Origin of the sequence: Fructobacillus pseudoficulneus, from assembly GCF_900108455.1 — a bacterium.
GTDB classification, from domain to species: domain Bacteria; phylum Bacillota; class Bacilli; order Lactobacillales; family Lactobacillaceae; genus Fructobacillus; species Fructobacillus pseudoficulneus.
In genome coordinates this window covers 189617-215498 of sequence record NZ_FNWS01000002.1, presented here as the reverse complement: position 1 = coordinate 215498, position 25882 = coordinate 189617, and the positions used below count along the sequence as shown (strand labels likewise).

Sequence of the window (25882 nt, the reverse complement as noted above, 5' to 3'; positions counted from 1 at the left end):
GACTTTTTTATTTTAATTCATTAATTGGTGATTGATGAAATAGCGGCATAAATTACGGAGCCAGCCATGACGGTGACCATGAAGATTGCCATAACCCAAGTCCAAACCTGGAACTTACTCTTTTTCTTCTTTTCAACCTTAGGAATGGGGCGTTTGGCCAGTTGACGGTTAACTTCCGCTTCAAGATCAAGGTCGATTGCTGAGGTCGTGTCAGCGTTGTTTTTTGCTACAGTTGCTTTTGATTTTGCTTTTTTCTTTGCCATGGTTTTAGTGACAATCTCCTGGTTTATTTAGAAATATCATAACATATGCGCGATTAAAATTGAAATTTACCACCTGCCTTGGTAAAGTAAAAATGAGGTGACAAATTATGACTTGGTTCTTTTGGCCGGCCATCTGGTTGATGGTAATGTTGATCATTGTAATGTGGCGATTTTTTTATCGTACATTTCCTAAATTAAATGTTTTAGATTTATCCCTACTGCCCACCTTTGTTTTGGTGTACCAGACGTGGGGGTCTGTTTTTTATCGAAGTGATTTATTGGCAGTTATCTTGCTTTTGTTACTAATTGGCGCTGTGTGGGGCTTTGTCGTTGTCCGAAATGGCCAAAAAGTTTTGCGCTTTTTCCACCATTATCTGCGCTTTTGTTCGCTGATTGGGGATTTCTTGATGATTATCCTCGTGGTAATGTCGATAATTTTGAAAAAATAGGGGATTTCCCCCACTAGGCATAAACCTTGATATATCAAGGTTTATGCCTTTTTTGTTACCTGATTTTAAAAAAAGTTACAAGAAAAGTGGAGGATTGTGGGGGAATGTGGTAAATTAATGTTAAGTTAAATTTAAGAAAGGGGGGTGGGCTTATATGTTCATGGGAGAATCTTCACATAATTTAGATCCTAAGGGCCGGCTCACCATCCCGGTTAAATTTAGAAACCAGCTCGGTGACTCATTTGTTATTGTGCGCTGGATGGAGCACGCCCTGCGGGCGATGCCGATGTCTGTTTGGCAGAATTTGGAAGAACAGTTAAACGATTTGCCGCTCGGGAAAAAAGAAGCCCGGGCCTTTAAGCGTTTTGTTTTGGCTGGTGCTAAAGAAGCTGAATTTGATAAGCAGGGTCGCGTGATTGTTGACGGAAATTTAAAGGATTATGCACAGATCGACAAGGAAGTGGTCGTGACCGGTGCGGGTGACTCATTTGAAATCTGGTCAGCAGACAACTGGCAGGCTTATACAGAAGATACTGCTGAAAACTTTGACGATATTGCCGAAGGCTTGGTCGACTTTGATTTTTAAAGAGGTCGATAAATAAACATAATTTGAATTTAAGTAGATGAAAGGAGGACAAGTAAATGGCATTTGAACACGTAACAGTCCTCCAAAAAGAAGCTGTTGAGCTCTTAGCAGTGAAACCCGATGGGATTTATGTTGATGCTACCCTTGGCGGTGGTGGTCACACCGGTGAAATATTAAAACGATTGACGACTGGTACCCTGTATTCTATTGATCAGGACCAGACGGCAATTGAACATAATCAACAACAATATGCAGACGAAATTGCTGCTGGCAAATTAGTCTTGGTGTTCCAAAATTTCCGGACCTTAACGATTAGTTTGAACGAACGCGGCATCCAAGCAGTTGATGGCGTCTTGTATGACTTAGGGGTGTCCTCGGTTCAATTTGATCAGGGGGACCGTGGCTTTTCATATAACCACGATGCGCCACTGGATATGCGAATGGACCGTCGTCAAAACTTAACGGCGAAAGTTATTGTCAATGAATGGCCGTTTTCTGACTTGGTGCGTGTTTTGACCCGTTATGGTGAAGACCGCTTTGGTAAGGCAATTGCCCGTAAGATTGAGCAGGCCCGTGAGCAGGGACCGATCGAAACCACCTTTGATTTGGTTGAAATTATTAAGGATGCCATTCCGGCACCAGCACGGCGTCATGGTGGCCATCCGGCTAAGAGGACGTTTCAGGCTCTTCGAGTGGCGGTTAACGACGAATTAGGCGCCCTAGAAGACTCTTTGGAGCAAGCCTTGGACCTCTTAGCTGTTCAAGGCCGAATTGCTGCGATTTCCTTCCAGTCTCAAGAGGACCGGTTGATTAAGCAGATGTTTCGGGAAAGGGCCGCTCAACCGGACCTACCACGCGGTTTGCCACTGTTACCAGAACAAATGCAAGCCGATTATGAGTTACTGACACGAAAGCCAATCCGCCCAAGTGAAGTGGAACAGGAAGAAAATCACCGTTCCGCTTCGGCGCAGCTGCGCGGAATCGTGCGTTTGAAACGCGATGATTCTTAGTATTTGTTGCGGTGGATGAAAAGTTAACGATTAGTTTTTGTTTGAATTTAGAGTAAAGGAGTTCCAAATGGCACAAAACGCTTATCGATACCAAAACGTAGCGACAGCCTTACCAGAACAACCGACACCGGCTGTCAAAAAAGTTCGTACCAAAAAAAGATACCAAGCGGCAGTTTGGACAAAAAGAGAACGCGGCCTGGTGATTTTTATGTCGGCCGTGGTGATGCTGTTAATGCTTGGAACCGTTGCCACAACGGTTTCTATGCAACGCATTGATGCGCAAAACCAACAAATTTCTCAAAAGATTACTCAGGTAAAAGAAGATAATGATTCTTATCGGGGTGAAATTCAAGCAAAAACTAACCGTGACAACTTGGAAAAGGTTGCAAAATCGGCTAATATGGAACAAAGCACAGATAACGTCCGAAATGTAAACCAATAAGCAGATGAAGCAAGATAAAAGACGACAACTCGGTAAAAAAATAACCCGAAATGCAAAGCGTTTTGGTGGCCTCCTTTTTTTGGGGGCTTTCTTTGTTATTTTGATTATGGGTGGTCGTCTTTTTCAAATTGCTGGGTTTAAAGAAGTTAACCATCATAATTTAACGACGGCGACCCGGCTAACCTTTATGCAAAAGGAAACGGTGCCCGCCACTCGAGGCCAAATTTTGGATTCGGATGGTCAAGTCCTAGCCGATAACTCGACCGTTTACGATATGTATGCTGTCTTGGATAAAAAGCAGGTCACTAAGGCCGGTCAACCGGATTATGTCGTTGACAAACAGGATACCGCCCAGAAGCTTAGCAGCATTTTGGGAATCAGCTACGACGCTCTTTATAGTCAACTGACTTCTAATAAGCTACAGGTTGAATTTGGGCCAAAAGCAAAGAACTTAAGCGTCGATCAGTATAACCAAATTAAGGCGCTAAAGCTGCCAGGAATTAAGTTTAATTCTCAGCCAGCGCGCTACTACCCTAATAATCGGATGGCTTCGCATATTATTGGCCTAACGAATTCTGTTCAAAATAGCGTCGGTCGGCGAACTTTGAATGGTATTTTAGGGGTGGAGGCCTTTGAAAATAAGCTTTTGCGTGGGAAGGACGGGGTTCAGACCTCGCTTGGTAGTCAAGATGAGACTTCGAAGAAAAACCAAGTCCAAAACGGTGACGACGTCACGCTGACACTGAATGAAAAGCTGCAATCGACGCTGGAAAACCGGATGGACGTTTTGTTTGCTGGTACGAAAGCCAAGTCAGCCATGGCCGTTTTGATGGAGGCTAAGACTGGTAAAATTGTGGCGGCAACGCAGCGACCAAACTTTGATCCAAATACGCAAGATGGCCTGTCGGATACCTGGGAAAATTTGTTGAACCAGGGCTCATTTGAACCTGGATCAACGATGAAGACGATTACCTTAGCGGCCGCTATCCAGGAAGGTAAGTGGCAGCCAAATGATACTTATCAATCTGGAACGTATGAAATTAACGGCCAAAAGGTGGTCGATGCCTTTGGAAATAACGAAGGGGTTTTGACCTACCGCCAAGCCTACGAGCGTTCATCGAACGTTGGTTTTGCTCATATTGAGCAGGCTTTGGGTGCCAAAACTTGGAAGTCGTACATTACCAAGTTCCGTTTCTTGCAGAAGACGGGGACGGATTTGCCAAATGAAGAATCTGGTTCGATGTCCTTTGCCCAACCAATTGACCAAGCCAATACGGCCTATGGACAAGCCATTCGAGTGACGCCGGTCCAACTCTTGCAGGCTTATTCCGCCTTTGCCAACGGTGGTAAAGAAATTCGGCCATATTTGGTCGATAAGATGACCAATCCGTCAACGGGAAAGGTGACCTACCGTGGTAAGACCGAAAAGGTTGCGCAACCAATTTCTGCAGATACGGCCAAGCAGGTGTTGCAAACGATGACTGGCGTTGTTAACGCAGATGATGGTACGGCCAAGCAGTATAGCTTAGCAGATGCCGGCTACCAAGTGGCGGCGAAGACCGGTACCGCGCAAATTTCTGAAAATGGAAAGTACTTGGATGGTTTGACCAATGATATTCATTCGGTGATGGCAATTGTGCCAGAGCAAAATCCCAAGTATATTATGTATATAGCCGTTCGTCAGCCGCAGGTTTTCCCGGATGCTAATATTCAGATTACGTTGAACAATGTCTTCCGTCCAGTAATGCTTCAGGCGCTTAACGATGGTAGTGCTGGGGTTAAGTCCAAGACTAATCAAATTACGGTGCCTGATGTGAAGGGCTTGCCAATTGCTCAAGCTGAGCAGACCTTAAAGGATGCCGGTTTGCGGGTAACGACCCTTGGGTCAACTGGTAACGTTTCGGCACAATCAATTAAGGGTAACCAAAATGCGATTAAGGGACAGTTAATCTTCTTGACCGCTAAGGGCAAGGTAACGGTTCCTGACTTTACCTCTTGGACAAAGAATGAAGTCTTAGCTTGGGGTTATTTAGCCAAAGTGAAAATGACCTTAACTGGATCGGGCTACGGTGAAAAGCAGAGTCAAGTGACGGGGACACCGGTCACCGGACAATTAAAAATTGACGTTAACTTTAAGGAGAAAACATAAATGTCAGTGGTTTTAGATTTTTTGTTGGGCATGGTGATCACCGCCTTGCTAATGCCAATTACAATTAAGAAGCTAAAGCAAAGTAAGGAACAGGCGGTCATTCGCAAACTTGGTCCTGACCACCAGCAAAAGGCTGGCACACCTTCACTGGGTGGCGCGGTCTTTGTTCTGGTTGCCTTAGTCGTCGCCTTTTGTTTGCCAGGAACCTATGCCAATGGGACAGCTTTCACGACCATTTTGACTTTAGCGGTTGCAATCGGTAGCTTTGCCTTGATTGGCGCAGTCGATGATGTGTTAAAGCTGGCTCGTCACGCGGATGACGGCTTTGCCTTTAAGCCAAAGTTGGCGGCGCAAAGTTTATCGGCCGTGGTCGTGATGCTTTTGCTTTGGTCATTACATGTACCGGCCATTCTTAATTTGCCAGTTTTTGGTGTGGTTTACCTGGGCTATTTCTACGTGATCTTTATTTGGTTTTGGTTGGTCGGCTGGTCAAACGCCACCAACCTAACGGATGGCTTAGATGGTTTGCTTGGTGGCCTGGCTGTGATTGCCTATGGGGCTAATACCGTGCTCGCCTGGCAGGCCGGTAGCTGGTCGATGGTTTCCTTTAACTTTGTTTTGATTGGAACTTTGGCTGGATTTTTGATTTTCAATTTGCCAAAGGCCAAAATCTTTATGGGTGACACTGGTTCATTGGCACTGGGGGCTGGTTTGGCCGTTGAGTCAATTCTTCTGCACGCTGTGATTTCGTTGTTGATCATTGGGCTAGTCTTTGTGATTGAAACTTTGTCGGTGATTATTCAGACGGTTTCCTATCACTTTTTCCAAAAGCGGGTCTTTCCAATGTCGCCAATCCACCATTCATTTGAAAAGTTTGGTTGGAGTGAATGGCAAATTGATATCGCCTTTTGGTCGGTCGGTTTAATTTTGGCCGTGATTGCCTTATTAATTTTTTAAAGAGAAGACGGGTAGTGTAAACTACCGTACATAAACTGTTTTATATTCATTGTGTAGACTGTTAGGAGAAGCAGATGGCAAAATTGAATTTCAACAATAAAAAAGTATTGGTACTTGGCTGGGCCAAGTCCGGCAAAGCAGCCACAAAGCGCTTGCTCGAGCTGGGCGCCCAGGTAACGGTGGCTAACCGCGATGCGATTCCGGTTGACGATGAAATCAAGGCACTGCAGGAAGCGGGCGTGGTCTTTGCGGCTAACGACCAGGCAGATGCTTTGGCGGAGGATACTGATTACGTGGTGAAAAACCCTGGTATCCACTATGAACAACCACTGCTGGAAAAAGCAGTCAAGTTAGAGATTCCGATTTTAACGGAAGTGGCCGTGGCGCTCTCAACCTTCACAGGTCGATTGATTGTGGTGACCGGTTCAAACGGTAAGACGACCACGACGACTTTATTGGGGAAGATGCTCCAGGCTGACGCAACGCAGGGCAAAGTGGTTGTAGCCGGTAATATTGGAACACCAGTTTGCCAAGTTGTTGGTGATTTGACGGCAGCTGATACCTTGGTTTTGGAATTATCATCCTTCCAATTGCTGGGCATTCCTGCGCTTGCACCAGACATCGCTGTGATTACGAATGTCTTTGCTAATCACTTGGACTTCCACCATACCCGCGCAGCTTATTTGGCGGCAAAAATCCATGTCACGGAAGACCAAACTGCAGATCAAGTCTTGATTTTGAACGGAGAGGGACCGGACACGCCAGTGATTGCTTCTAAGACGGCGGCCAAGGTTTTGGAATTTGATGCTAGTAACCAAGCGGCCTACGCTCACCAAAGTGGGGATGACTTGGTTTTTGACGGTCAAGTTTTGATGCCGTTTGCCGATGTCAAATTGGTTGGCCGTCCTAATTTGGAAAACGTTTTGGCCGCAACGACTGCGGCGACTGTGGCTGGGGCTAACCCAGTTGGGATTCGCCATGTTTTGCAAAGCTTTGGAGGAGTTAAGCACCGTTTGGAATTCTTATTCCAGCAAGACGATGTAATCTATTACAATGATTCCAAGGCAACGGACATTGAGGCAACCCAAGCGGCCTTGTCTGCTTTTGATCAGCCAGTTATTTGGTTGGCTGGGGGCTTGGACCGTGGGGATGACCTGATGCGTTTGGCGCCAGACTTAAAAAACGTCCGCCAGGTGATTGCCTTTGGTGAAACCAAGGATAAGGTGGTGGCATTGGCCAAGTCTTTGAATTTACCCGTGACAGTAGTTGAATCAGTTGAGGAGGCGGCACCGTTAGCGGTGAAGCTGGCTCAGCCTGGTGAAGTCGTGTTGTTCTCACCGGCAGCGGCCTCATGGGACCAATATCCAAACTTTGAAATTCGCGGTGAAGCCTACGAAAAGGCCTTGCGCGCAGCCATGAACTTGGCATAAGGAGATTAAAAAATGAAAGTTGTTTTGTCAGGTGGCGGAACGGGTGGTCATATTTATCCAGCACTCGCTTTAGCAAAAATTATTGAACAAAAGGAAACGGATGCAGAGTTCTTATACATCGGCTCTTACCGTGGTGTCGAAAAAAATATCGTGCCGCAAACGGGGATTCCCTTTATGCAACTGGATGTTCAGGGATTTTCTCGGTCATTATCTGCTAGCAACTTCAAAACTGTCTATCTCTTTTTGAAAGCGGTGCGGGAAGCCAAAAAAATTTTAAAGGGCTTTCAGCCGGATGTTGTCGTTGGAACGGGTGGCTATGTCTCGGGAGCCGTTTTGTATGCCGCTCAGCAAATGAAGATTCCAACCGTGATTCATGAGCAAAATTCTGTGGCAGGGATCACGAATAAGTTCTTGGCACGGGGAGCAACTAAGATTGGTTTGGGCTTTGAAGCTGCTAAAGACCAATTCCCAGCCGATAAGACGGTTCTAATTGGTAACCCACGGGCCCAAGAAGTGGCTAATTTGCAATCTGATTTTTCTTGGACAAGCTATGGCTTAAAGGATGGCGTGAAAACTTTGCTAATCTTTGGTGGCTCACAAGGGGCCCCAGCGATCAACTTGGCCACCCTGGCAGCCATTCCAGCCTTTAACGACCGGCCTTATCAAGTCGTTTTGGTGGCTGGCCCAAAGCGGATTGACAACTTTAACCGCTTGCTGGCCGAACGAAACCTGACTTTGGGTGACCATATTAAGGTGCTGCCTTATATTGATAACATGCCGGCCGTGATGAAAAAGGCCAGTGTGTTGGTATCGCGGGCAGGGGCGACTTCAATTGCGGAGTTAACTGCTCTTGGCTTGCCAGCAATTCTGGTGCCATCACCATTTGTTACCGGTGACCACCAGACTAAGAACGCCAGTTCACTAGTTGAAGCGGGCGCCGCTCTTTCAATCAAGGAACCGGACTTGAATGGCGATTCGTTGGTTAAGGCAGCGGATGCCTTGCTATTGGACGATGCCCAGGCGCAAGCAATGGAAAAACAGTCTGCGGCGGTTGGTATCACAGATGCTGGTGATCGTTTCTACGATTTGATTAAGTCGGTGATTTAAGAGGAAATTAGCTTGGAAGAGGAATTTGCCACAATTACACGCAAGAAAACAGGAACCGGTGCCGGTGTGGCTCTGGTTTTTTTGGCCGTGATTGCAGCAATTCTCTTCGTTTGGCAGCCTTGGTTAAAAATTAATGTTGTCAATGTTGATGCGGGGAATATTCCGACTGAAACAATTGAAAAACAAGTTGGGATTAAGCCTGGTGATTACCGTTACCAAGTTTTCTTGCAGGAAACTTTTTTAGGGCAAAAATTAAAAAATAGTAACGGCAAAATCTCACAGGTTAAGATTACATTGACAAATCAAACCGTCAATATTGAGGCCGGCGAGAAAATTAATGCCGGTTTTATTCAAGAAAAAAATCAATGGTATCAGCTGGATTCGGCGGGTAATCGCAGCCGGGTCAGCCAACCAGATGGTCAGGGCCCAGTTTACATGGACTTTACTAGTCAAAGTCGGGTCAAAAAAGTGGCCAAGGCAGTTTCGTCCTTAGATTCGGCGTTGCGACTGAATATTGGTGAAATCCGCTTTGCCCCCGATGGCAATAACGCGGACAAATTAATCTTAGTGATGAACGATGGTAACACGGTCTATGCGAGCCAGGGTACTTTAGCTGCTAAAATGCGTTATTATGCTGGGATTGCCGCACAGATGTCCAGTCAAGGTGTGATTGATTTACAGTACGGTTCGTACTCATATCCGTATAGCAATTAAAAAAAGCAAAACTTAGCAGAAATTAGCCTGGAAAGCCTACCGTACTAAGGTAGAATATGATAAGATTATTTTTAGGTTTAGTTTCTAAAATTTTTATTAAAGAGGGGAAAAATGCATGACCCAAGATGGCGTGATAGTTGGATTAGACATCGGCACAACCATGGTGAAAGTGGTCGTTGCCCAAAGTGAGAATGGTCGTTTCAATGTCATCGCCACGGGAAGCGCCCCTGGGGCCGGATTACGCCGTGGTGTGATCGTTGATTTGAATGAGACTGCAGCAGCTATTCAACAAGCTGTAGCGCAGGCCGCTTCAAAAGCAAATATCGAAATTAACGAAGTGGTGGTAGGTTTACCTGCTAACCATGTCGACATCGAAAAGGTTGCCGGCTTAGTTTCGATTGAAAATCAAAATAAACAAATTACCAACCAAGACGTGGTCAACGTCACTAGGCAAGCGCTAGATACACTGGCATTGCAGGACCAACGTGTGGTTGAATTTTTGCCAAGCGAATTTATCGTTGATGGTTTTGATGGCATCAAGGATCCAACCGATATGATTGGTGTCCGTCTTGAAGTGCAAGGATTAGCCTATTTGGCGCCAGCTAAGGTGGTTGATTCAATCAAGATTGCCGTTCAAAAAGCCGGTTTGGCAATTCAGTCGTTGGTCTTAGCACCAATTGCTTTGGCGCCAGCCTTTTTGAATGATGCCGAACAGGACTTTGGTGCGATTTTGATTGATTTGGCTGGTGGTCAGTCGACCGCTTCGGTTGTCCACGACCACAAAGTGAAGTACATGACGGTTGATTACGAAGGTGGCATTCAAGTTACCAAGGATATTTCAACTGTTTTGGGTATTAGTATCCAAGATGCAGAATCAATTAAGAAAAAGTATGGGTCAGCTGATCCATTCCAAGCCTCAGCTCAGCAACAGTTTTATGTTGATGCCGTTGGCTTAACTGACAAAAAGCCAGTTGACGAACACTATTTGTCAGAAATTATGGCAGCCCGCTATGATCAAATTTTTGACCGTTTGGGTCAACAGCTACAAACAATCGGAGCTGACGAATTGCCGGGTGGTTTCTTAATCACGGGTGGTAATGCTGCCACACCAGGGTTATTGGCTAAAGCTCAAGAACATTTTGGTCAAAATGTTCAAGTGGCTCAACCAACACAAATTGGTTTGCGTCACCCAAGTTTTGCCAGGGCGTTAGCTTATGCCTCACACCAAGCCTTTCAGAGTAACTTGGCGGTGCAAATTAAGATGGTCTTAATGGGCGAACAGGTTGAGCCAACAGCTGAAACAGCTGCTAGCACCTATCATCTCGTTGACCAGGGAAAGCAAGGCGTAATTGAAGCCGAAGGCGACGATGGTGTTTATGCCGATCCCGAACAAGAAAAGTCAGGCATGTTCTCGCGGATGAAGAAGTCTTTGACCTCTTTGTTTGCCGAACCTGATGACAACGAATAAATCATTCCCAAAGGAGTACTTTCATGGATTTTACAATCGACGAAACGCAAGGCCAAAACGGTGCCGTCATCAAGGTAATTGGTGTCGGTGGTGGTGGTTCTAATGCGGTCAACCATATGATTGACGAGGGCATCCAAGGGGTTGACTTTATTGTTGCCAACACTGATGTCCAAGCCTTAGATAAGTCAAAGGCACGCCAAAAGGTACAAATCGGACCAAAGTTAACTGGCGGCCTGGGTGCCGGTTCAAATCCTGAACGCGGTGCCAAAGCAGCAGAAGAATCAGCAGAAGAACTAAAGGCTGCCTTGGAGGGAGCCGACATGGTTGTTGTCACTGCTGGTATGGGTGGTGGAACGGGAAACGGTGCCGCACCAATTGTTGCTAAAATTGCCAAAGACCTCGGTGCTTTGACGGTCGCTGTGGTGACTCGCCCATTTTCTTGGGAAGGACCAAAGCGTTCAAAGTATGCAGTCGAAGGTTTGGAAGCATTGGCTGAATCAGTTGATTCACTAATTGTGATCACCAACGAAAAGTTGAAGGACCGAATCGACTTAAAGACACCTTTGTCAGAAGCCTTTAAGATTGTTGACGACGTTGTCTCACAAGGTGTTCGTGGAATTTCTGAATTGATTACTAGCCCAGGCTTTATCAATTTGGATTTCGCAGATGTTAAGACGGTGATGCAAGATGCCGGACCAGCTTTGATGGGTGTCGGTGTTGCCAATGGGGAATCACGAGCAAGTGATGCTACTAAGGCCGCTATCTCATCACCACTTTTGGAAGTGGACATGGCAGGGGCAGAAGATGTCTTGCTGAATATCACTGGTGGCCCAGATATGTCACTTTATGAAGCTCAAACGGCTGCTGACGTGATTAACCAAGAAGCAGGTCGCGACGTGAACGTTATTTTCGGAACGTCAATCGATGAAAATCTTGGAGATTCAATCCGAATTACGGTTATTGCCACTGGTTTGCAGGCTACTGGTGCTTCTTCTTTGAACCGACCAGCCCGTCCGGCAGCACAAGCACAGGAAAGCGCTCAAAACGGTCTCTTTGATCGAACTGATCAAGGACAAGCGGATGCAGGTGCAAGTAATGATGATCCATTCAAAAACTGGGACATTACTACGACAAAGCGTCCAAGCAACCAAGAAGGCCAGTTCGATGGTGTTCAAAAGAAAGCCTTTGACCCGGTTGAACCGGTCAACCAAAACATTGATTTAGACCTATCAAGTGAAGATGATGATCAACCACCATTCTTCAAGAAGCGATAAGGAGGATTGATTCATGGCATTTGAAGGAATTAAGCGTCTATTTTCGAGTGATGATGATTACTACGAAGAAGAAGGCTACGAAGAAATTTCAGAACAAGAACCAGCACCTCGGCCAAAGCCTGCAAATAAGCAAATGACGGCTTTTAAAAACCAAAGTCAGTCAAGTGCTGAAGGGGCAACACAACCTCGCATTGCTTTGTTTGAGCCAAAGGTTTATGCCGATTCACGGGCAATTGCGAGTCAGGTTATCGAAGGTGATGCTGTGATTGTTAATTTCTCGCAACTAGAAGAAGAACAAGCAATGCGTATTTTGGACTACATCGGCGGGGCGGTATATGCTGTTTCCGGTTCGATGGAACGGGTTGGTGAAAAGATTTTCTTGTTGACACCCGCTAGCTATGAAGTAGCCGGTTCAATGAGCGAAAACTTGGATAACCAAAATCGGTACTAATAAAAAATGATTCCACTATTATTGGTCACAATTATTGCGTGGCTGTTGAAAATTTATTCTTATGCATTAATCGTTTACGTTTTAATGTCTTGGTTCCCTGGAGCCTACAACTCTTGGTTTGGCCGGGAATTAGGTAAACTGATTCAACCATATTTGTCATGGTTTTCATTTATTAAACCCATTGGCGGAATGATTGATTTGCGGCCAGTAGCAGCGTTTATTGTCTTGGATATTGCACAATACCTCTTGGTTTGGCTGGTCTAAGTAGATGCCTAGCAGTGATACAATTGGTCAGCATTTTCATGCCAGTGAACTTGATTTTGTCAAGCAGGCCAAAGATTGGGTGAATCAAGCGGCTTCAGATTATCGTCTAGTACAAACCAAGTTGCTAAACCCAAGACAGCGTTACATTGTACAAACGATTGTTAACCAGCAATCTGACTTACAAATGGTTGAAAATGGGATTTTTACCCAGGCGGAAAGTCAGCGAGTGGTGATTGCACCAGAATTTTTTGAGGTTGAGGATAGTGATTTTGATTTAACGCTATTATCTCTGAACTTTCCGGTGAAATTTGTTGATATCCGTCATAAGGACGTCTTGGGTGCTTTGATCCATGCGGGTTTGGATCGGTCTGGTATTGGTGATATCGTCATCGATTCAAACCATGGTCAAGCTCAAGTTGTGGTCGACTCGGTCTTAGTTCCCTTTATCGAATCTTCAATCGATAAAGTCGCCAAGGCAAAGATTAATTGGCAGATTTTGGCTGCTGATCAAGCACTGATCAAAGAAGCCGATGGCCAAGAACAGTTTTTGTTGGTCAGCTCTTTGCGGTTAGACGTTGTGATAGCAGCAGCTTTCAATGTTTCGCGGGCAAAGGCTCAGGAACTGATTGACAGTGACCAAGTTCAAGTCAATTGGGCGCAAGAAAGCAAGAAAGACCGGCAAGTTTCACTGAAAGATGTGATTTCTGTGAGAAAATTTGGAAGAATTTCCCTGGAAAGCTTGTCAGGACAGAGTAAAAAGGATAAAATCAAAGCAGTTTTTAATATTATTCATCGTTGAGATGGATTTGGGAGGCTAGAGAGATACATGGCATTAACACCAGATGAAATTTTAAATCACGAATTTACTCGTAAAGGCTCACGGGCATATGTTGCTCGCGAAGTTGACTCATTCTTGGATGATGTTAATAATGACTATCGAACTTTGTTGGCAGACTATGACAAGTTGCAACAAGAAAACCGTCAGCAACAAAAGCAAATCGAAGAGTTAGAAGGCCAGCGTGAACAAGTGAATGAATCAATCATGTTTGCACAAAGCGCTGCATCACGGTTGCGTTCTGAAACTGAAACAGAAGTTAAGTCACAGTTGACCCACGCCCAAAGCCAAGCACAACAAATTGTTGATGAAGCTCGTCAAAAGGCCGAAGCTGAATCAGCTCGCTTGGCACAAGAAAACGTTGATTTAATTGATGAACAAAACCGTTTGCGTCAGCGTGTTGATAGTTTCCGTCAATCATTTACTGCTTTGATTGATCAGCAAAAGGAATTGTTGGCACAAGACGAATTATCACAAGCAGTTGAATTGCTGCCTGCTTCGGATTTTTCTCAGCAAGTTTTATCTGAAAGTTCTAGCTATTCTCATGTTTCAGCCGAACCAGTTGGCCCAGCCGGCGAACAGGCCTCATTACCAACTGACCTAAAAGAAGTTCCAGGCTTTGCTAAGGGACCGATTGAAGCAGAAGTTGAAAGTGAAGTCGTTGAAGAAAAGGCCAAGCAAGAAGCTGAAGATAAGGAAGAGGCTGCAGACCCAACTGTTGTTGTCTTCTCAGATAATAATCAAGAAAATAACTAAAGTTGATTTAGGCGTAAGCTAGTCAGCTAAGTTGATACTGTAAGCGAGCCATGTCCGGTGAAAGATGGTCAGTCACTCAACTTAGCTTGCATCTCTTATCTGCCTTCTCAGGCTGAACTAATAGTAAGCATGAGCGGATTGGTCCGTTATCGCCAGTTAGAGCGTTAGTTTTTAACTAGCGAAAGATAGGTGGTACCACGTCAAAAACGTCCTGTCTGTCCCGATATGGGGCAGGCAGGACGTTTTTGTCTTTAGACAAAAAGGAGCTCTCTTATGAAATATAAAGATACTTTGAATTTAGGAAAAACTGATTTTCCAATGCGTGGTTCGTTGCCAAAGACGGAACCAGAACGCCAACAAGTTTGGTATGCAGAAGACCTCTACAACCAACGTTTGGCCCAAAACGAACAAAAGCCTCACTTTAATTTGCATGATGGACCTCCATATGCCAATGGAAACATTCACTTGGGTCACGCTTTAAACAAGATTACCAAGGATATTATTGTTCGCTACAAGAACATGAACGGCTACTATGCCCCTTACGTTCCTGGTTGGGATACGCACGGTTTGCCAATCGAACAACAATTGACCAAGGCTGGTCACGACCGCAAGTCAATGCCAAAGAGCGAGTGGCGAAACTTGGCCAAGGACTTTGCCTTGGAACAAGTTGATAAGCAACGGACAGACTTCAAGCGTTTGGGCATCATGGCTGATTGGGACCACCCATACATTACTTTGCAACCCGAATTTGAAGCTGCTCAACTACGTGTCTTTGGTACGATGGCCAAGAAGGGTTACATCTTCCAGGGTGCTAAGCCTGTTTACTGGTCATGGTCATCAGAATCAGCCTTGGCTGAAGCCGAAATCGAATACCACGACATCAAGTCAACATCACTTTACTATGCTAACCGAGTTAAGGATGGTAAGGGTGTCTTGGATGGCGATACTTATTTGGTTGTTTGGACGACAACGCCATTTACGGTCACTGCTTCTCGTGGAATTACCTTAGGCCCTGATTTCGACTATGTTTTGGTCAAGCCTGCTGGTCAAGACAAGAAGTACGTGGTTGCCAAGGAATTGCTGGAAACGGTTGCCCCTAAGTTTGGTTGGGAAGATTACGAAGTTTTGGATTCATACAAGGGTGCAGACTTGGATAAGATTACAGCTTACCACCCATGGGATGAAGATGCCGAAGAAGTTGTGATGAACGCTGACCACGTTACCTTGGATTCTGGAACTGGTTTGGTTCACACGGCCCCTGGTTTTGGTGAAGACGATTACAACGTTTCAAAGCAGTATGGCTTGGACGTCGTGGTCACCGTTGATGAAAAGGGAAACATGACCAAGAATGCCGGTCCTGAATTTGAAGGCCGCTTCTATGATGATGTGACGGGGACTGTAATTACGAAGTTGACTGACGCCGGCTTGTTCTTGGCGAAGGAATCAATCACGCACTCATACCCATTTGACTGGCGGACAAAGAAGCCAATCATCTGGCGTGCCGTGCCACAATGGTTTGCTTCAATCGACAACTTCCGTCAAGATATCTTGGACCAAATTGACGGGGTGAACTTCTTCCCAGCATGGGGTCAAAAGCGTTTGCACAACATGATTGCTGGTCGTGGTGACTGGGTCATTTCACGTCAGCGTGTTTGGGGTGTGCCATTGCCAATCTTCTATGCAGAAGACGGCACGGCCATCTTGGATGCAGACATTATTGAACACGTGGCCCAGTTGGTGGAAAAGCACGGATCAAATGTTTGGTTTGAACGTGAAGCCAAGGACTTGCTGCCAGAAGGTTACGCAAACGAACACTCACCAAATGGCCAGTTCAAGAAGGAAGAAGACATCATGGATGTCTGGTTTGACTCTGGTTCATCTTGGAATGGTGTGATGCGTCAACGCCCTCAATTGGATTACCCAGCTGATTTGTACTTGGAAGGTTCTGACCAATACCGTGGTTGGTTTAACTCTTCATTGATTACTTCCGTAGCCGTTACTGGACAGGCACCATACAAGAACTTGCTGTCACAAGGATTTACCTTGGATGGTAAGGGAAACAAGATGTCAAAGTCTTTGGGTAACACGATTTCACCATTGGATGTCGGGGACAAATTTGGTGTGGAAATCCTACGTTTGTGGACGGTTTCCGTTGACACGTCACAGGATATGCCGGTTTCTGATGAAATCTTGAAGCAAGTGGCGGACTCTTACCGAAAGATTCGTAACACCATGCGCTTCTTGTTGGCGAACACATCTGACTTTGATTATGCCAAGGATAAGGTCGATTTCAAGGACCGGGCCGCTCATGATCAGTATGCAACGGTTATCTTGAATAATCTGGTAGCTGATTTGAAGGATAGTTACGATAACTACCGTTTGAACGAAATTTACACTCGTTTGATTAACTTTATCAACGTTGATTTGTCAGCCTTCTACTTGGATGTCGCTAAGGATGTTGTCTACGTAGAAGCACCAGATTCAGCATTGCGTCGCTCAATGCAAACGGTCTTTTATGAAATTTTGACGGCTTTGACGAAGTTGATGTTGCCAGTTTTGCCACATACGGCAGAAGAAATTTGGTCATACATGCCAAATACGACAACTGAATTTGCTTACTTGCAAGACATGCCTGAAGTTGCCGACTTGGGTGATACAACAGATTTGTTGGCCAAGTGGGAAACAGTCTTTGCTATCCGTTCGGCTGCCAATAAGGCTTTGGAAGAAGCTCGTTCCGCTAACATGATTGGAAAGAACGCAGAAGCAGCTTTGACGCTTTACTTAACCGCTGAGCAACAAGCAGTTTTGACTGACTTGAACTTGGATTTGCGTTTGATTATGATGGTTTCACAACTTGATGTGAAGGATGCTGCCACTGCCGGTGCTGATGTACCAGTCTTTGATGATGTTGCCATCTTGGTTGAAAAGGCCCGCGGTGGTTTGTCACCACGTGACCGTCGCTACCACGAAGACTTGGGTGCTGACCCTGCCTTCCCAGAACTGTCAAAGGCAGAAGCTGATTTGGTACGGAAGTACTATCCAGCGGCTGTGAGCGAAGGTTTTGAAGGCTAAAAAAATCATTAAATGAATTTTAAAATGATGTCAAGTAAAAACACTTGACATCGTTTTTGTTTTCTGTGATAATAATGGAGTAAAGAAATACGGAGGAAATTACACATGGCAGTTAAAATTCGCTTGAAGCGGATGGGTGCTAAGAAGCGCCCATTCTACCGCGTTGTTATCGCCGACTCACGTTCACCTCGTGACGGTCGTTTTATTGAAACAGTGGGTACTTATAACCCAATCGCTGTTCCAGCAGAAGTAAAGTTGGACGAAGCAAAGATCTTGGCTTGGTTGGCTAATGGTGCACAACCATCAGATACAGCTCGCAACTTGTTGTCAAAGGCTGGTATCATGGCTAAGTATGCAGAACAAAAGGCTGCTGCTGCAGCTGAAAAGCCTGCAAAGGCAAAAAAGCCAGCTGCCAAGAAGGCAGCGGCAAAGCCTGCTGCTAAGAAGGAAGAAGCTGCTGCTGCTTCTGAAAAGCCAACAGCTAAGAACAAGGTTGCCGAAATCAAGGCATACTTGGACGCCCAAGGCATTAGCTACCCATCATCAGCTAAGAAGGCTGACTTGTTGGAATTGGTTTAAGACAAATTACGTTTTAATCTTGAAAACTACCAAAACAAATTTGGTAGTTTTTTCTTTTTGAGGGGCAAAACAGGCGCTAAGCTTTGCTATAATAGAGTGTATGGATACTGAAAAATATTTTAAAATTGGAACAATTGTCAATACTCACGGCATTCGGGGTGAACTGAAGGTTAAGGCCATTACGGACTTTGCTGAAGACCGTTTTGCCAAGGGCCAAGTACTTTATCGTAACGATAATGGTCAATACCATCAGGAAAAGATTGCTAAGTCTCGTGTCCATAAGGGCATGTGGTTACTGACCTTTGAAGGGGTTGATAACATCAACCAAGTCGAAATCTTTAAGGGGCAAGACTTGTACGTTGATTCAGCTGACCGCGATGAATTACCTGAGGGTGAGTACTATTACAACGAAATCATCGGTTGTCAGGTGGTTGACTTGGCAGGCGCTGTTGTTGGTGAGGTCAAGGAAATCATGACCACTGGTGCTAATGATGTTTGGATTATCAAACGTCCAAGTGGCCAAGAAGGGTTAATTCCAGTGATTGCTGACGTGGTCAAGGAAGTCAACGTGGCTGATAAGGTGATTACGATTGATGTGCTAGAAGGGCTCTTAGACGATGAAAATTGATGTACTAAGTTTGTTCCCAGACATGTTTGCACCAATGCGCCAATCGATTATCGGTAAGGCAGTTGATCGAGGCGATTTAGATTTTTCAGTAACAGACTTTCGTGATTACACGACTAACAAACATAATAACGTTGATGATTATCCCTTTGGTGGTGGTGCCGGGATGCTCTTAACGCCACAGCCAATTTTTGATGCCTTAGAGGCGGTTAAAAAAGCTAGTCCAGATCAAAGTGCTGGTCATGTGATTTTATTGGATCCAGCTGGTAAGAAGTTTGATCATCACGATGCTAAGCGGTTAGCAGGCTATGACCACCTGACCTTTATTGCCGGGCATTACGAAGGCTATGATGAGCGGATTAAGACCTTAGTCGATGAAGAATTATCGCTTGGTGATTATGTCTTGACCGGGGGCGAGCTAGCCTCAATGGTCATGATTGATGCCACGGTGCGCTTTATTCCCAATGTTTTAGGGAACGCTGAATCGGCGGAGGGCGACTCCTTTGCTGATGGCTTACTGGAATACCCACAATACACTCGTCCGGCCGATTTTCGCGGCTTGACGGTCCCTGAGGTACTGACTTCAGGTAACCATGGCAAAATTAAAGAATGGCGCTTAAAAGAGGCTTTAAAGAAGACTTATTTGCGTCGGCCGGACTTATTAGAGAACCGGCAATTTACAAATGAAGAACGCGACCTGCTCGATGATATTAAAAGTGAACTGGCAGAAGACCAGTCCTAAAGGGGTTTAGCGTCAGGAATGAAGGAACAAGTTGATGGAACTGGAATTTTTAGGAACCGGCTCGGGCCAACCGTCTAAATTTCGTAATGTGGCAAGCATTGCCTTGAAGTTGTTAGACGAGCGCAATGCGGTTTGGTTGTTTGATGTTGGTGAGGCGACTCAACACCAAATTTTGCAGACGACAATTCGTCCACGAAAAATTGAAAAGATTTTTATTTCGCATTTGCATGGTGACCATATTTTTGGTTTGCCAGGCCTGCTATCATCACGGTCCTTCCAGGGAGCGGATAAAAATGAGCCTTTGACTATTTACGGGCCCAAGGGATTGAAGTCCTTTGTCACAGCGGCTTTACGAGTTTCTGAGACGCATTTGACTTATCCTGTTCATTTTGTTGAGTTAGAAGCAGGGACCATTTTTGAAGATGAAACCTTTAAGGTGGTGGCAGCACCATTGAAGCATCGGATTGAAGCCTGGGGCTTTCGGGTCGAAGAAAAGGCCCACCCAGGTGAATTGCTGATCGACAAAGTCAGGGCAGACGAAATTCCAGCCGGACCAGTTTATGGCCGCTTGAAGGCTGGTGAAACAGTGACACTTGATGACGGTCGGGTAGTGAATGGCCAGGATTACCTTGGCCCAGCCCAACCAGGTCGGGTGGTGACCTTTATTTATGATACTTTACCAAATGATCAAACAGCTGATCTCGCACGCTATGCCGATGTCTTAGTTCATGAATCAACTTATGGTCAAAGCCGTGAGGAAGTTAAATTAGCTCGGGCCCACGGTCACTCAACGTCGCGGGATGCGGCCAAGATTGCAGCGGAAAATAATGTGCAACGGCTGGTGTTGACACATATTTCGGCTCGCTACATCGGCCCACTGTTGAAGCGTTTTATTACCGATGTGAAGAATATTTTCCCAAATACTTATGTCGCCCGGGATTTTGATATTGTTGATGTCCCATTTAAGAAGGAGCAGCATGGTTCCAAGTAATTGGCAGTTGCAGGAACAACCTGATTTAGCAATTAGCCAGCAATTACAAAAACAATTGAATTTAAACCCAGTGACGGCTGGCTTTTTGGTACAAAACGGTCTGGATAGTGTTAAAAAAGCGGAAGCCTTTTTACACCCGGATTTTGCCAGTATTCATGACCCAGCCGAGTTCTATCAAATGGATGTTGCGGTTGAACGAATCCAAGAAGGAATCTTCACCGGTGAAAAAATTTTGGTCTATGGCGACTATGATGTCGATGGGATTACCAGTACTGCCATTATGGTCGAAACCCTGCTTTCACTTGGCGCCGATGTGACCCCCTATATTCCTAATCGCTTTACGGATGGTTATGGTCCAAACCTTGCCACCTATAAGCGCTTGATTCAAGAAACTGGGGCCACCTTGATTATTACCGTTGACAACGGGGTGAGTGGTAACGAAGCGATTAATTGGGCAATGGACGCTGGTGTCGACGTTGTGGTCACAGACCATCACGCTTTGCCGGCAGAATTACCAAATGCCTACGCCATTATTCATCCGCTACATCCGGAAGGAAACTACCCCTTTGCGGGTCTTTCAGGTGCTGGAGTCGCCTTCAAAGTCGCTCAGGCAATCTTAGCAGATGGCCAGCCGGCCGAATCACTAGTGGATTTGCCAACGGAATTTTTGGACTTGGTAGCGATGGGGGCAGTCGCTGATGTGATGCCTTTGACCGATGAAAATCGGGCCTTTGTGACCTGGGGCCTAAAGGAAATTGAAACAAAGCCTCGCCCTGGCCTAGAAGCATTGCTAAAGAGTGCCAAGCATAGCAGTGGCCAACCGGTTTTGGCTGAAACGATTGGCTTTAAAATTGCGCCACGGTTAAATGCAATTGGTCGTTTGGCTGATGGTCAGTTAGGCTTAGACCTACTTTTGACCAAAGATCCCGAAGCGGCTAAAGCAATGGCTAAGCAAGTTGAAAAACTAAACGATGAGCGTCGGGATTTGGTGGAAAGTGTTTTGGCTGAGGCCAAGGTGCAGGCACTCGATTCAACGTTAGCCGACAGTAATGTCTTGCTCGTAGCAGGTGAGAACTGGCATCAAGGAATCTTAGGAATCGTGGCGGCACGCTTAGTCGATTTGGTTCATAAACCAGTGGTGGTCTTGTCCCTAGTGGATGGGATTTATAAGGGATCCGGTCGGTCCTATGCCGGTTTTGATTTGCACGCCTTTTTAGCTCAGTTCAGTGAACATTATGTCACTTTTGGTGGTCATGCAGGCGCGCTTGGAGTCGGTATTGCAGCAGATGAACTAGCCACTGTGATGGAGCTGGTCAAGGAGGGGGCACACGACCTCACCTTTGAAAGCCAGCCGTTGAAGATTAATTTGGTGGTACAGCCGCAAATGCTTACACCTGGTTTTTACCAACAATTATCCCAGTTAGAACCCTTTGGCGAAGGCAACCCACAGCCAATTTTGGCTCTGGAGGACGTTGCTTTACAGGGTGTTCAAACGATGGGGGCCGACCAGCAGCACTTGAAGTTAAACTTTGCTGGTGGCCGTGGTCAGGTCGAGGCTCTGGCCTTTAATCAGCCAGACCTGGTCAAGCAGGCGCAAGGACAGCAATCAGCAACGATGGCTGGTAAGGTTGGTATCAATACCTTTGCCGGTAAAACTCGTTTGCAGCTAATGCTAGAAGACGTTGCTTTTAATGCGGTTCAACCAAAGTCAGCGGTTGGTCAGGCAGTTGCCTCAGCAACCAATAAGTTGGAGCAAGCGGCCCAGGCTATTCAGCCGCGGTCGGGGATGTCCTTAGCCGCTGTGATTCGTCAAACGACGAATGCCGACTTTGCCCGTTTGTATAAATATTTGTATTCACACCAAGATTTGGACGTGATTAGCCATCTTGAAAGCGTATTATCCGAACTTTCAATGCAAGAAAAGCAATTTAAATTAATGATTCAGGTTTTTTTGGACCTTCATTTTGTTAAAATGAATGCAGGGACAATTTTATGCTTGCCAAGTACAAGTAAAAAGCCCTTGGAAGATTCAGTTACTTACCAACGGTATTTCGCCGGATAGACCGGCATGAGGAAGATAGATGATGAGTAAAATTGATTTACATGATTATGTTGCCACAGTGGAAGATTATCCCGAACCAGGTGTTTCCTTCCGCGATATCTCACCTTTGATGGGGGATGGTAAAGCTTACAAGGAAGCCATTGACCAAATTGTCGACTTTGCCAAGGACTTAGATGTGGACTTAATTGCTGGTCCTGAATCACGTGGTTTTATCGTTGGTTCACCTTTGGCCTATGCTTTAGGCATTGGTTTTGTGCCAGCACGTAAGTCTGGTAAGTTGCCTCGTGAAGCAGTTTCTGCTTCTTACACCCTGGAGTATGGTGGTGTGAATGAACTTGAAATCCACAAGGATGCTATTCGTCCAGGACAACGAGTTTTGATTGTTGATGACTTATTGGCAACTGGTGGTACGATTAACGCCACTCGTAAGATTGTTGAAGAACTTGGCGGCGTCGTCGCTGGAGTAGCCTTTATTATCGAATTAGAAGATTTGCATGGTCGAGAGAAGATCATGGAAGCCGGTGAAGTACCCTTTGTGGCCTTGATGGAATACTAAGGGTGATTGGATTTTAGCCTGATACCGGTCCATGAAGCAAAGGATGAGAGATGCTGATTACCTTCGCGGTTATTTTTATTATTAACACGATATTTGCGCTCATTACGGTTTTTCGTGAACCAAGAGATATCGCAGCGACTTGGGCCTGGATTTTAGTGTTGACGCTGATTCCGGTCCTTGGTTTTATTATCTATTCGTTTGCCGGTCGAAAGCTATCACAACGGCGGTTGTTTGCCTATCAAAGGCAAGATACAACGGCGATAAATGATAAGATTCAGGCCTTGATGACAGCTGCTAATCAGTCCTTTGGCCAGCAGGTCAAATCAGGTCATGAATCGGAAGCATCGTTACGTCAGGCACGGTCTTTAGTAACCCTGTTTCAAAATTTGAATCAAACTTCTTTGGCAACGTCTAATCAGGTACAGATTTTAACCAGCGGTCAGGCTTTCTTTGAACAACTTAAGACCGACTTACGAGCCGCTCAGAAAAGTATTAACCTGGAATTTTATACTTTTTATAGTGACGAAATCGGGCATGAAATCCGCGACATTTTGGTGGAACGGGCACAAGCGGGTGTCGAGGTCCATGTTGTCTATGATGCCTTGGGCTCGTTTGGAACCCTCAAAAGCTTTTTTAAGCCGCTACGGCAAGCTGGTGGCTATGCCGCACCATTCTTGAAGCGACGGTTCACCCTGATTGATTTTCAGTTGAACTTCCGTGATCACCGCAAGATTGTGGTGATTGATGGCCAAATTGGCTACGTCGGTGGATTTAATATTGGTGACCAGTACCTTGGTCGGCACAAAAAGTTTGGTCACTGGCGTGATACCCATTTGCGGTTGACTGGTTCGGGTGTTTATTATTTGCAGGAACACTTCTTGTTGGACTGGAACGCTTCAGACCCCAAGCACCCAATGCAGGTAACGGCCGACCGGTATTTCCCGGCACTAGTGGCTGAAAATCAGGGGCGGACGAACTTACAAATTGTTACCTCTGGTCCCGAAAATGATGATGAGCAAATTAAGATGGGCTACATTCGTTTGATTCAGCTGGCTAAAAAGCGCTGCTGGATTCAGACACCATACCTGATTCCGGATGATTCGACTTTCGATGCCTTGCGAATTGCGGCTAATTCGGGAGTTGATGTTCGGATTATGGTTCCTTGTATGCCAGACCATATGTTTGTTTATCGGGCCACCCAATATTATGCATCCCAATTGGCTGAATATGGGGTCAAGGTCTATTACTACCAGAATGGTTTCTTACATGCGAAGACGGTAGTGGTGGATGACCACTTGGCTTCGGTTGGTTCTGCTAACTTTGATTTTCGTTCGTTTAAGCTGAATTTTGAAATTAATGCCTTTATGTACGATTCAAAGGTGGCCAAAGAGTTAGCCAAGCATTATCAAGATGACTTGAAATTGTCGACTTTGCAGACACCAGCTAGCTTTGCTGAGCAGGGCCGGTGGTTGACCTTTAAGCAGTATGTGGCGCGCCTATTGGCGCCAATCTTATAAATAAAAAAGGGAAGGGATTTCCCTTCCCTTTTTTGTTTAGAATTAATGAGCCAAATAGACAGCATCCTGAATGGTATCAAAGGGCTGGTAGTGCTGATTTAAAGCCTTTGGCCGGTCCAGCTTGGCTTCCTGCCAAAACTTTTTGGAGTTAGTAGCGCCATCTTTTTCTCCGATAACTACGAGGGTGAAATCTGGCAAATGCTGCCGAAGATAGGTTAACAGACGCCAATCGTCTTCGGTGGTATCGGGTGCCCAGGAGAGCAGAAAAACTGGGTCGTTTTCAAAGTCAAAAGGGGATCGACGCTGAATGGCTTTTTGAACCGCCGTTTGGGCATCGTCTTGAATGACCTGGGTCCAGGGGGCTGGCCGCTCATTATCTTGGCCGAGCCAATCAAAGGTATCGACGGCCAGGACGGTCTCACCTAGTCCTTGTAGACCGGCGCTAATGGCCGCATTGCCGGCCATGAGTTCAATGAGCGGGCGGTGATTCAGCCAGCGACTAAGGTCATTGAGCCAAGCCTGATTTGGCAAAAACCAGAGTCCATATTGCTCGATTAAGGATGAGCGCAAGTCGGCAAGTACGTCATCAAGCGGCAAGAGAGCTGGTTGGCGCCGTAGGGCTTGATAGGAGTAGGGCAAGGGTGGTAGTGGCTGCTGTGGTAATTGGTGATGGTCAAGTGCAGTCAAGGTTGCTGAAACCGCCTCAATTTTAGCTAATGCTTCGGGACGGTTTTGATATTTTTCTGTTAATTCAGTGATTTTTTCCCTAGTGATCATGCGAAGTCCTTAAGAAAGGTTAAAACCGGTGTGAAAGTCTTTGACACCGGTTTTTGCTTTGGTACATTAATATTAAAGAGATTTCTGAGGAGTAGTATACCATGGCCGACTTTCACCTGACGAATACTGATTGGGACAAGCAATTGGCTCAGTACTTACCAAATGATTATCCGACTTTGGTGCAACAATTCTTGGACAAGGTCTACTCCTCGGACCAGGTGATTCACCCTGACCGTGACCGCGTCTTTTTTGCTTTAAAAACGACGCCGCTGGCCCAGACGAAGGTGGTGATTTTGGGGCAAGACCCCTATCATCAGCCGCACCAGGCTCAGGGGTTGGCATTTTCAGTGCCAGACGATCAAAAAATGCCACCATCCTTACGCAATATCCTGCAAGAATTAGCGGCAGACCTGGGTCAAGAACGCAGTCACCATGGCCTAACTAGTTGGGCTGACCAGGGGGTCTTGCTCCTAAACACTGTTTTAACGGTTGTCGAAAATCAAGCCAACAGCCATCAAAAACAGATTTGGGAGCCGCTAACGGATGCGATTATTCGAGCAGCCAGCGCCAGCAATCAGCCGGTGGTCTTTGTCCTTTGGGGCAAGCCGGCTCAGTCAAAGGAAAAGTTGATTGATCAAACTAATAATCTAGTGCTGAAGGCACCACATCCAAGCCCTTTAGCAGCCTATCGCGGCTTCTTTGGGTCCAAACCATTTTCCCAGGTAAACCAATTCTTAAAAAAGCATGAAGAAGGGGCGATTGACTGGTTAAAATAGGGCAAAGAAGACTATTTTTTTGATATACTT

25 protein-coding genes are annotated in these 25882 nt (G+C 45.7%); 23 read left to right on the top strand and 2 right to left on the bottom strand.

The features are described from left to right. Nucleotides 1-20: 20 nt before the first annotated feature. Complete coding sequence (locus tag BLW39_RS03050; protein ID WP_059377477.1) at nt 21-263, bottom strand: DUF4044 domain-containing protein; 243 nt, start codon at nt 261-263, stop codon at nt 21-23. A gap of 603 nt (nt 264-866) precedes the next feature. Here BLW39_RS03050 and mraZ point away from each other — a divergent pair. From mraZ to cls, 22 genes are all read left to right on the top strand, one after another. Then, a complete protein-coding gene (gene mraZ / locus BLW39_RS03040; RefSeq protein WP_059377466.1) occupies nt 867-1298 on the top strand; it encodes a division/cell wall cluster transcriptional repressor MraZ in 432 nt (143 codons plus the stop codon). A 56-nt stretch (nt 1299-1354) separates the two neighbouring features. Further along, complete coding sequence (gene rsmH, locus BLW39_RS03035; RefSeq protein ID WP_059377460.1) at nt 1355-2308, top strand: 16S rRNA (cytosine(1402)-N(4))-methyltransferase RsmH; 954 nt, start codon at nt 1355-1357, stop codon at nt 2306-2308. A gap of 67 nt (nt 2309-2375) precedes the next feature. Beyond that, nucleotides 2376-2750, top strand: coding sequence for a hypothetical protein (locus BLW39_RS03030; RefSeq protein ID WP_059377455.1), 375 nt, complete (start codon nt 2376-2378; stop codon nt 2748-2750). A 4-nt stretch (nt 2751-2754) separates the two neighbouring features. After that, entirely contained in the window at nt 2755-4899 is a 2145-nt protein-coding gene (locus BLW39_RS03025; protein WP_059377453.1) for a peptidoglycan D,D-transpeptidase FtsI family protein, read from the top strand. Then, a complete protein-coding gene (gene mraY / locus BLW39_RS03020) occupies nt 4900-5856 on the top strand; it encodes a phospho-N-acetylmuramoyl-pentapeptide-transferase (protein WP_059377450.1) in 957 nt (318 codons plus the stop codon). It abuts the gene before it with no gap. 74 nt (nt 5857-5930) lie between these two features. After that, nucleotides 5931-7286, top strand: a complete 1356-nt coding sequence (gene murD, locus BLW39_RS03015) for a UDP-N-acetylmuramoyl-L-alanine--D-glutamate ligase (protein WP_059377445.1) — start codon at nt 5931-5933, stop codon at nt 7284-7286. 12 nt (nt 7287-7298) lie between these two features. Next, entirely contained in the window at nt 7299-8393 is a 1095-nt protein-coding gene (murG, locus tag BLW39_RS03010) for an undecaprenyldiphospho-muramoylpentapeptide beta-N-acetylglucosaminyltransferase (protein ID WP_059377441.1), read from the top strand. Between the two features lie 12 nt (nt 8394-8405). Further along, nucleotides 8406-9107, top strand: a complete 702-nt coding sequence (locus BLW39_RS03005) for a cell division protein FtsQ/DivIB (RefSeq protein ID WP_059377432.1) — start codon at nt 8406-8408, stop codon at nt 9105-9107. Between the two features lie 115 nt (nt 9108-9222). Further along, the gene (gene ftsA / locus BLW39_RS03000) at nt 9223-10575 is read left to right on the top strand and encodes a cell division protein FtsA (RefSeq protein WP_059377428.1); all 1353 of its coding nucleotides are present in this window, start codon (nt 9223-9225) and stop codon (nt 10573-10575) included. A gap of 23 nt (nt 10576-10598) precedes the next feature. Continuing rightward, nucleotides 10599-11849, top strand: coding sequence for a cell division protein FtsZ (gene ftsZ, locus BLW39_RS02995; protein ID WP_059377418.1), 1251 nt, complete (start codon nt 10599-10601; stop codon nt 11847-11849). Nucleotides 11850-11862: 13 nt separating this feature from the next. After that, on the top strand, nt 11863-12300 hold the full coding sequence (locus tag BLW39_RS02990; protein WP_059377410.1) for a cell division protein SepF: 438 nt from the start codon (nt 11863-11865) through the stop codon (nt 12298-12300). A 6-nt stretch (nt 12301-12306) separates the two neighbouring features. Then, nucleotides 12307-12564, top strand: coding sequence for a YggT family protein (locus BLW39_RS02985; RefSeq protein WP_059377407.1), 258 nt, complete (start codon nt 12307-12309; stop codon nt 12562-12564). A gap of 4 nt (nt 12565-12568) precedes the next feature. Beyond that, nucleotides 12569-13363 carry a YlmH family RNA-binding protein gene (locus BLW39_RS02980; RefSeq protein WP_059377404.1) on the top strand — a complete coding sequence of 265 codons (795 nt, stop codon included), beginning with the start codon at nt 12569-12571 and terminating at the stop codon, nt 13361-13363. 27 nt (nt 13364-13390) lie between these two features. Beyond that, nucleotides 13391-14155, top strand: a complete 765-nt coding sequence (locus BLW39_RS02975) for a DivIVA domain-containing protein (RefSeq protein WP_059377395.1) — start codon at nt 13391-13393, stop codon at nt 14153-14155. 273 nt (nt 14156-14428) lie between these two features. Beyond that, the gene (ileS, locus tag BLW39_RS02970; protein ID WP_059377388.1) at nt 14429-17227 is read left to right on the top strand and encodes an isoleucine--tRNA ligase; all 2799 of its coding nucleotides are present in this window, start codon (nt 14429-14431) and stop codon (nt 17225-17227) included. 105 nt (nt 17228-17332) lie between these two features. Continuing rightward, nucleotides 17333-17806: a 30S ribosomal protein S16 gene (rpsP, locus tag BLW39_RS02965; RefSeq protein WP_059377379.1), complete on the top strand. Its 474-nt coding sequence runs from the start codon at nt 17333-17335 to the stop codon at nt 17804-17806. A gap of 100 nt (nt 17807-17906) precedes the next feature. After that, nucleotides 17907-18434, top strand: a complete 528-nt coding sequence (gene rimM / locus BLW39_RS02960) for a ribosome maturation factor RimM (protein WP_059377370.1) — start codon at nt 17907-17909, stop codon at nt 18432-18434. Beyond that, nucleotides 18424-19173, top strand: coding sequence for a tRNA (guanosine(37)-N1)-methyltransferase TrmD (trmD, locus tag BLW39_RS02955; protein ID WP_059377362.1), 750 nt, complete (start codon nt 18424-18426; stop codon nt 19171-19173). The genes rimM and trmD overlap by 11 nt, the downstream gene beginning before the upstream one ends. 34 nt (nt 19174-19207) lie before the next feature. After that, entirely contained in the window at nt 19208-20164 is a 957-nt protein-coding gene (gene rnz, locus BLW39_RS02950) for a ribonuclease Z (protein WP_059377353.1), read from the top strand. Next, on the top strand, nt 20151-22226 hold the full coding sequence (gene recJ, locus BLW39_RS02945) for a single-stranded-DNA-specific exonuclease RecJ (protein WP_059377347.1): 2076 nt from the start codon (nt 20151-20153) through the stop codon (nt 22224-22226). Before rnz ends, recJ begins: the two co-directional genes overlap by 14 nt. Before the next feature lie 22 nt (nt 22227-22248). Next, nucleotides 22249-22782, top strand: coding sequence for an adenine phosphoribosyltransferase (locus BLW39_RS02940; RefSeq protein ID WP_059377337.1), 534 nt, complete (start codon nt 22249-22251; stop codon nt 22780-22782). A gap of 50 nt (nt 22783-22832) precedes the next feature. Beyond that, nucleotides 22833-24299, top strand: a complete 1467-nt coding sequence (gene cls / locus BLW39_RS02935; RefSeq protein ID WP_059377334.1) for a cardiolipin synthase — start codon at nt 22833-22835, stop codon at nt 24297-24299. A 42-nt stretch (nt 24300-24341) separates the two neighbouring features. On the opposite strand, the gene BLW39_RS02930 is transcribed toward cls, so the two are convergent. Then, nucleotides 24342-25076, bottom strand: coding sequence for a hypothetical protein (locus tag BLW39_RS02930; RefSeq protein WP_059377330.1), 735 nt, complete (start codon nt 25074-25076; stop codon nt 24342-24344). Between the two features lie 101 nt (nt 25077-25177). Here BLW39_RS02930 and BLW39_RS02925 point away from each other — a divergent pair, with 101 nt between their 5' ends. Next, complete coding sequence (locus tag BLW39_RS02925) at nt 25178-25852, top strand: uracil-DNA glycosylase (RefSeq protein WP_082138823.1); 675 nt, start codon at nt 25178-25180, stop codon at nt 25850-25852. The last annotated feature ends 30 nt before the right edge of the window (nt 25853-25882 follow it).

Excerpts from the sequence above, each read along its gene's own strand:
- murG (WP_059377441.1), top strand. The coding sequence starts at position 7,299 with ATGAAAGTTGTTTTGTCAGGTGGCGGAACGGGTGGTCATATTTATCCA.
- BLW39_RS03025 (WP_059377453.1), top strand. The coding sequence starts at position 2,755 with ATGAAGCAAGATAAAAGACGACAACTCGGTAAAAAAATAACCCGAAAT.
- BLW39_RS03030 (WP_059377455.1), top strand. The coding sequence starts at position 2,376 with ATGGCACAAAACGCTTATCGATACCAAAACGTAGCGACAGCCTTACCA.
- trmD (WP_059377362.1), top strand. The coding sequence starts at position 18,424 with ATGAAAATTGATGTACTAAGTTTGTTCCCAGACATGTTTGCACCAATG.
- mraY (WP_059377450.1), top strand. The coding sequence starts at position 4,900 with ATGTCAGTGGTTTTAGATTTTTTGTTGGGCATGGTGATCACCGCCTTG.
- cls (WP_059377334.1), top strand. The coding sequence starts at position 22,833 with ATGCTGATTACCTTCGCGGTTATTTTTATTATTAACACGATATTTGCG.
- ileS (WP_059377388.1), top strand. The coding sequence starts at position 14,429 with ATGAAATATAAAGATACTTTGAATTTAGGAAAAACTGATTTTCCAATG.
- BLW39_RS02985 (WP_059377407.1), top strand. The coding sequence starts at position 12,307 with ATGATTCCACTATTATTGGTCACAATTATTGCGTGGCTGTTGAAAATT.
- rpsP (WP_059377379.1), top strand. The coding sequence starts at position 17,333 with ATGGCAGTTAAAATTCGCTTGAAGCGGATGGGTGCTAAGAAGCGCCCA.
- BLW39_RS02925 (WP_082138823.1), top strand. The coding sequence starts at position 25,178 with ATGGCCGACTTTCACCTGACGAATACTGATTGGGACAAGCAATTGGCT.
- recJ (WP_059377347.1), top strand. The coding sequence starts at position 20,151 with ATGGTTCCAAGTAATTGGCAGTTGCAGGAACAACCTGATTTAGCAATT.
- BLW39_RS02990 (WP_059377410.1), top strand. The coding sequence starts at position 11,863 with ATGGCATTTGAAGGAATTAAGCGTCTATTTTCGAGTGATGATGATTAC.
- mraZ (WP_059377466.1), top strand. The coding sequence starts at position 867 with ATGTTCATGGGAGAATCTTCACATAATTTAGATCCTAAGGGCCGGCTC.
- murD (WP_059377445.1), top strand. The coding sequence starts at position 5,931 with ATGGCAAAATTGAATTTCAACAATAAAAAAGTATTGGTACTTGGCTGG.
- BLW39_RS03050 (WP_059377477.1), bottom strand. The coding sequence starts at position 263 with ATGGCAAAGAAAAAAGCAAAATCAAAAGCAACTGTAGCAAAAAACAAC.
- BLW39_RS02930 (WP_059377330.1), bottom strand. The coding sequence starts at position 25,076 with ATGATCACTAGGGAAAAAATCACTGAATTAACAGAAAAATATCAAAAC.
- rnz (WP_059377353.1), top strand. The coding sequence starts at position 19,208 with ATGGAACTGGAATTTTTAGGAACCGGCTCGGGCCAACCGTCTAAATTT.
- ftsZ (WP_059377418.1), top strand. The coding sequence starts at position 10,599 with ATGGATTTTACAATCGACGAAACGCAAGGCCAAAACGGTGCCGTCATC.
- rimM (WP_059377370.1), top strand. The coding sequence starts at position 17,907 with ATGGATACTGAAAAATATTTTAAAATTGGAACAATTGTCAATACTCAC.
- BLW39_RS02940 (WP_059377337.1), top strand. The coding sequence starts at position 22,249 with ATGAGTAAAATTGATTTACATGATTATGTTGCCACAGTGGAAGATTAT.
- ftsA (WP_059377428.1), top strand. The coding sequence starts at position 9,223 with ATGACCCAAGATGGCGTGATAGTTGGATTAGACATCGGCACAACCATG.
- BLW39_RS02980 (WP_059377404.1), top strand. The coding sequence starts at position 12,569 with ATGCCTAGCAGTGATACAATTGGTCAGCATTTTCATGCCAGTGAACTT.
- rsmH (WP_059377460.1), top strand. The coding sequence starts at position 1,355 with ATGGCATTTGAACACGTAACAGTCCTCCAAAAAGAAGCTGTTGAGCTC.
- BLW39_RS02975 (WP_059377395.1), top strand. The coding sequence starts at position 13,391 with ATGGCATTAACACCAGATGAAATTTTAAATCACGAATTTACTCGTAAA.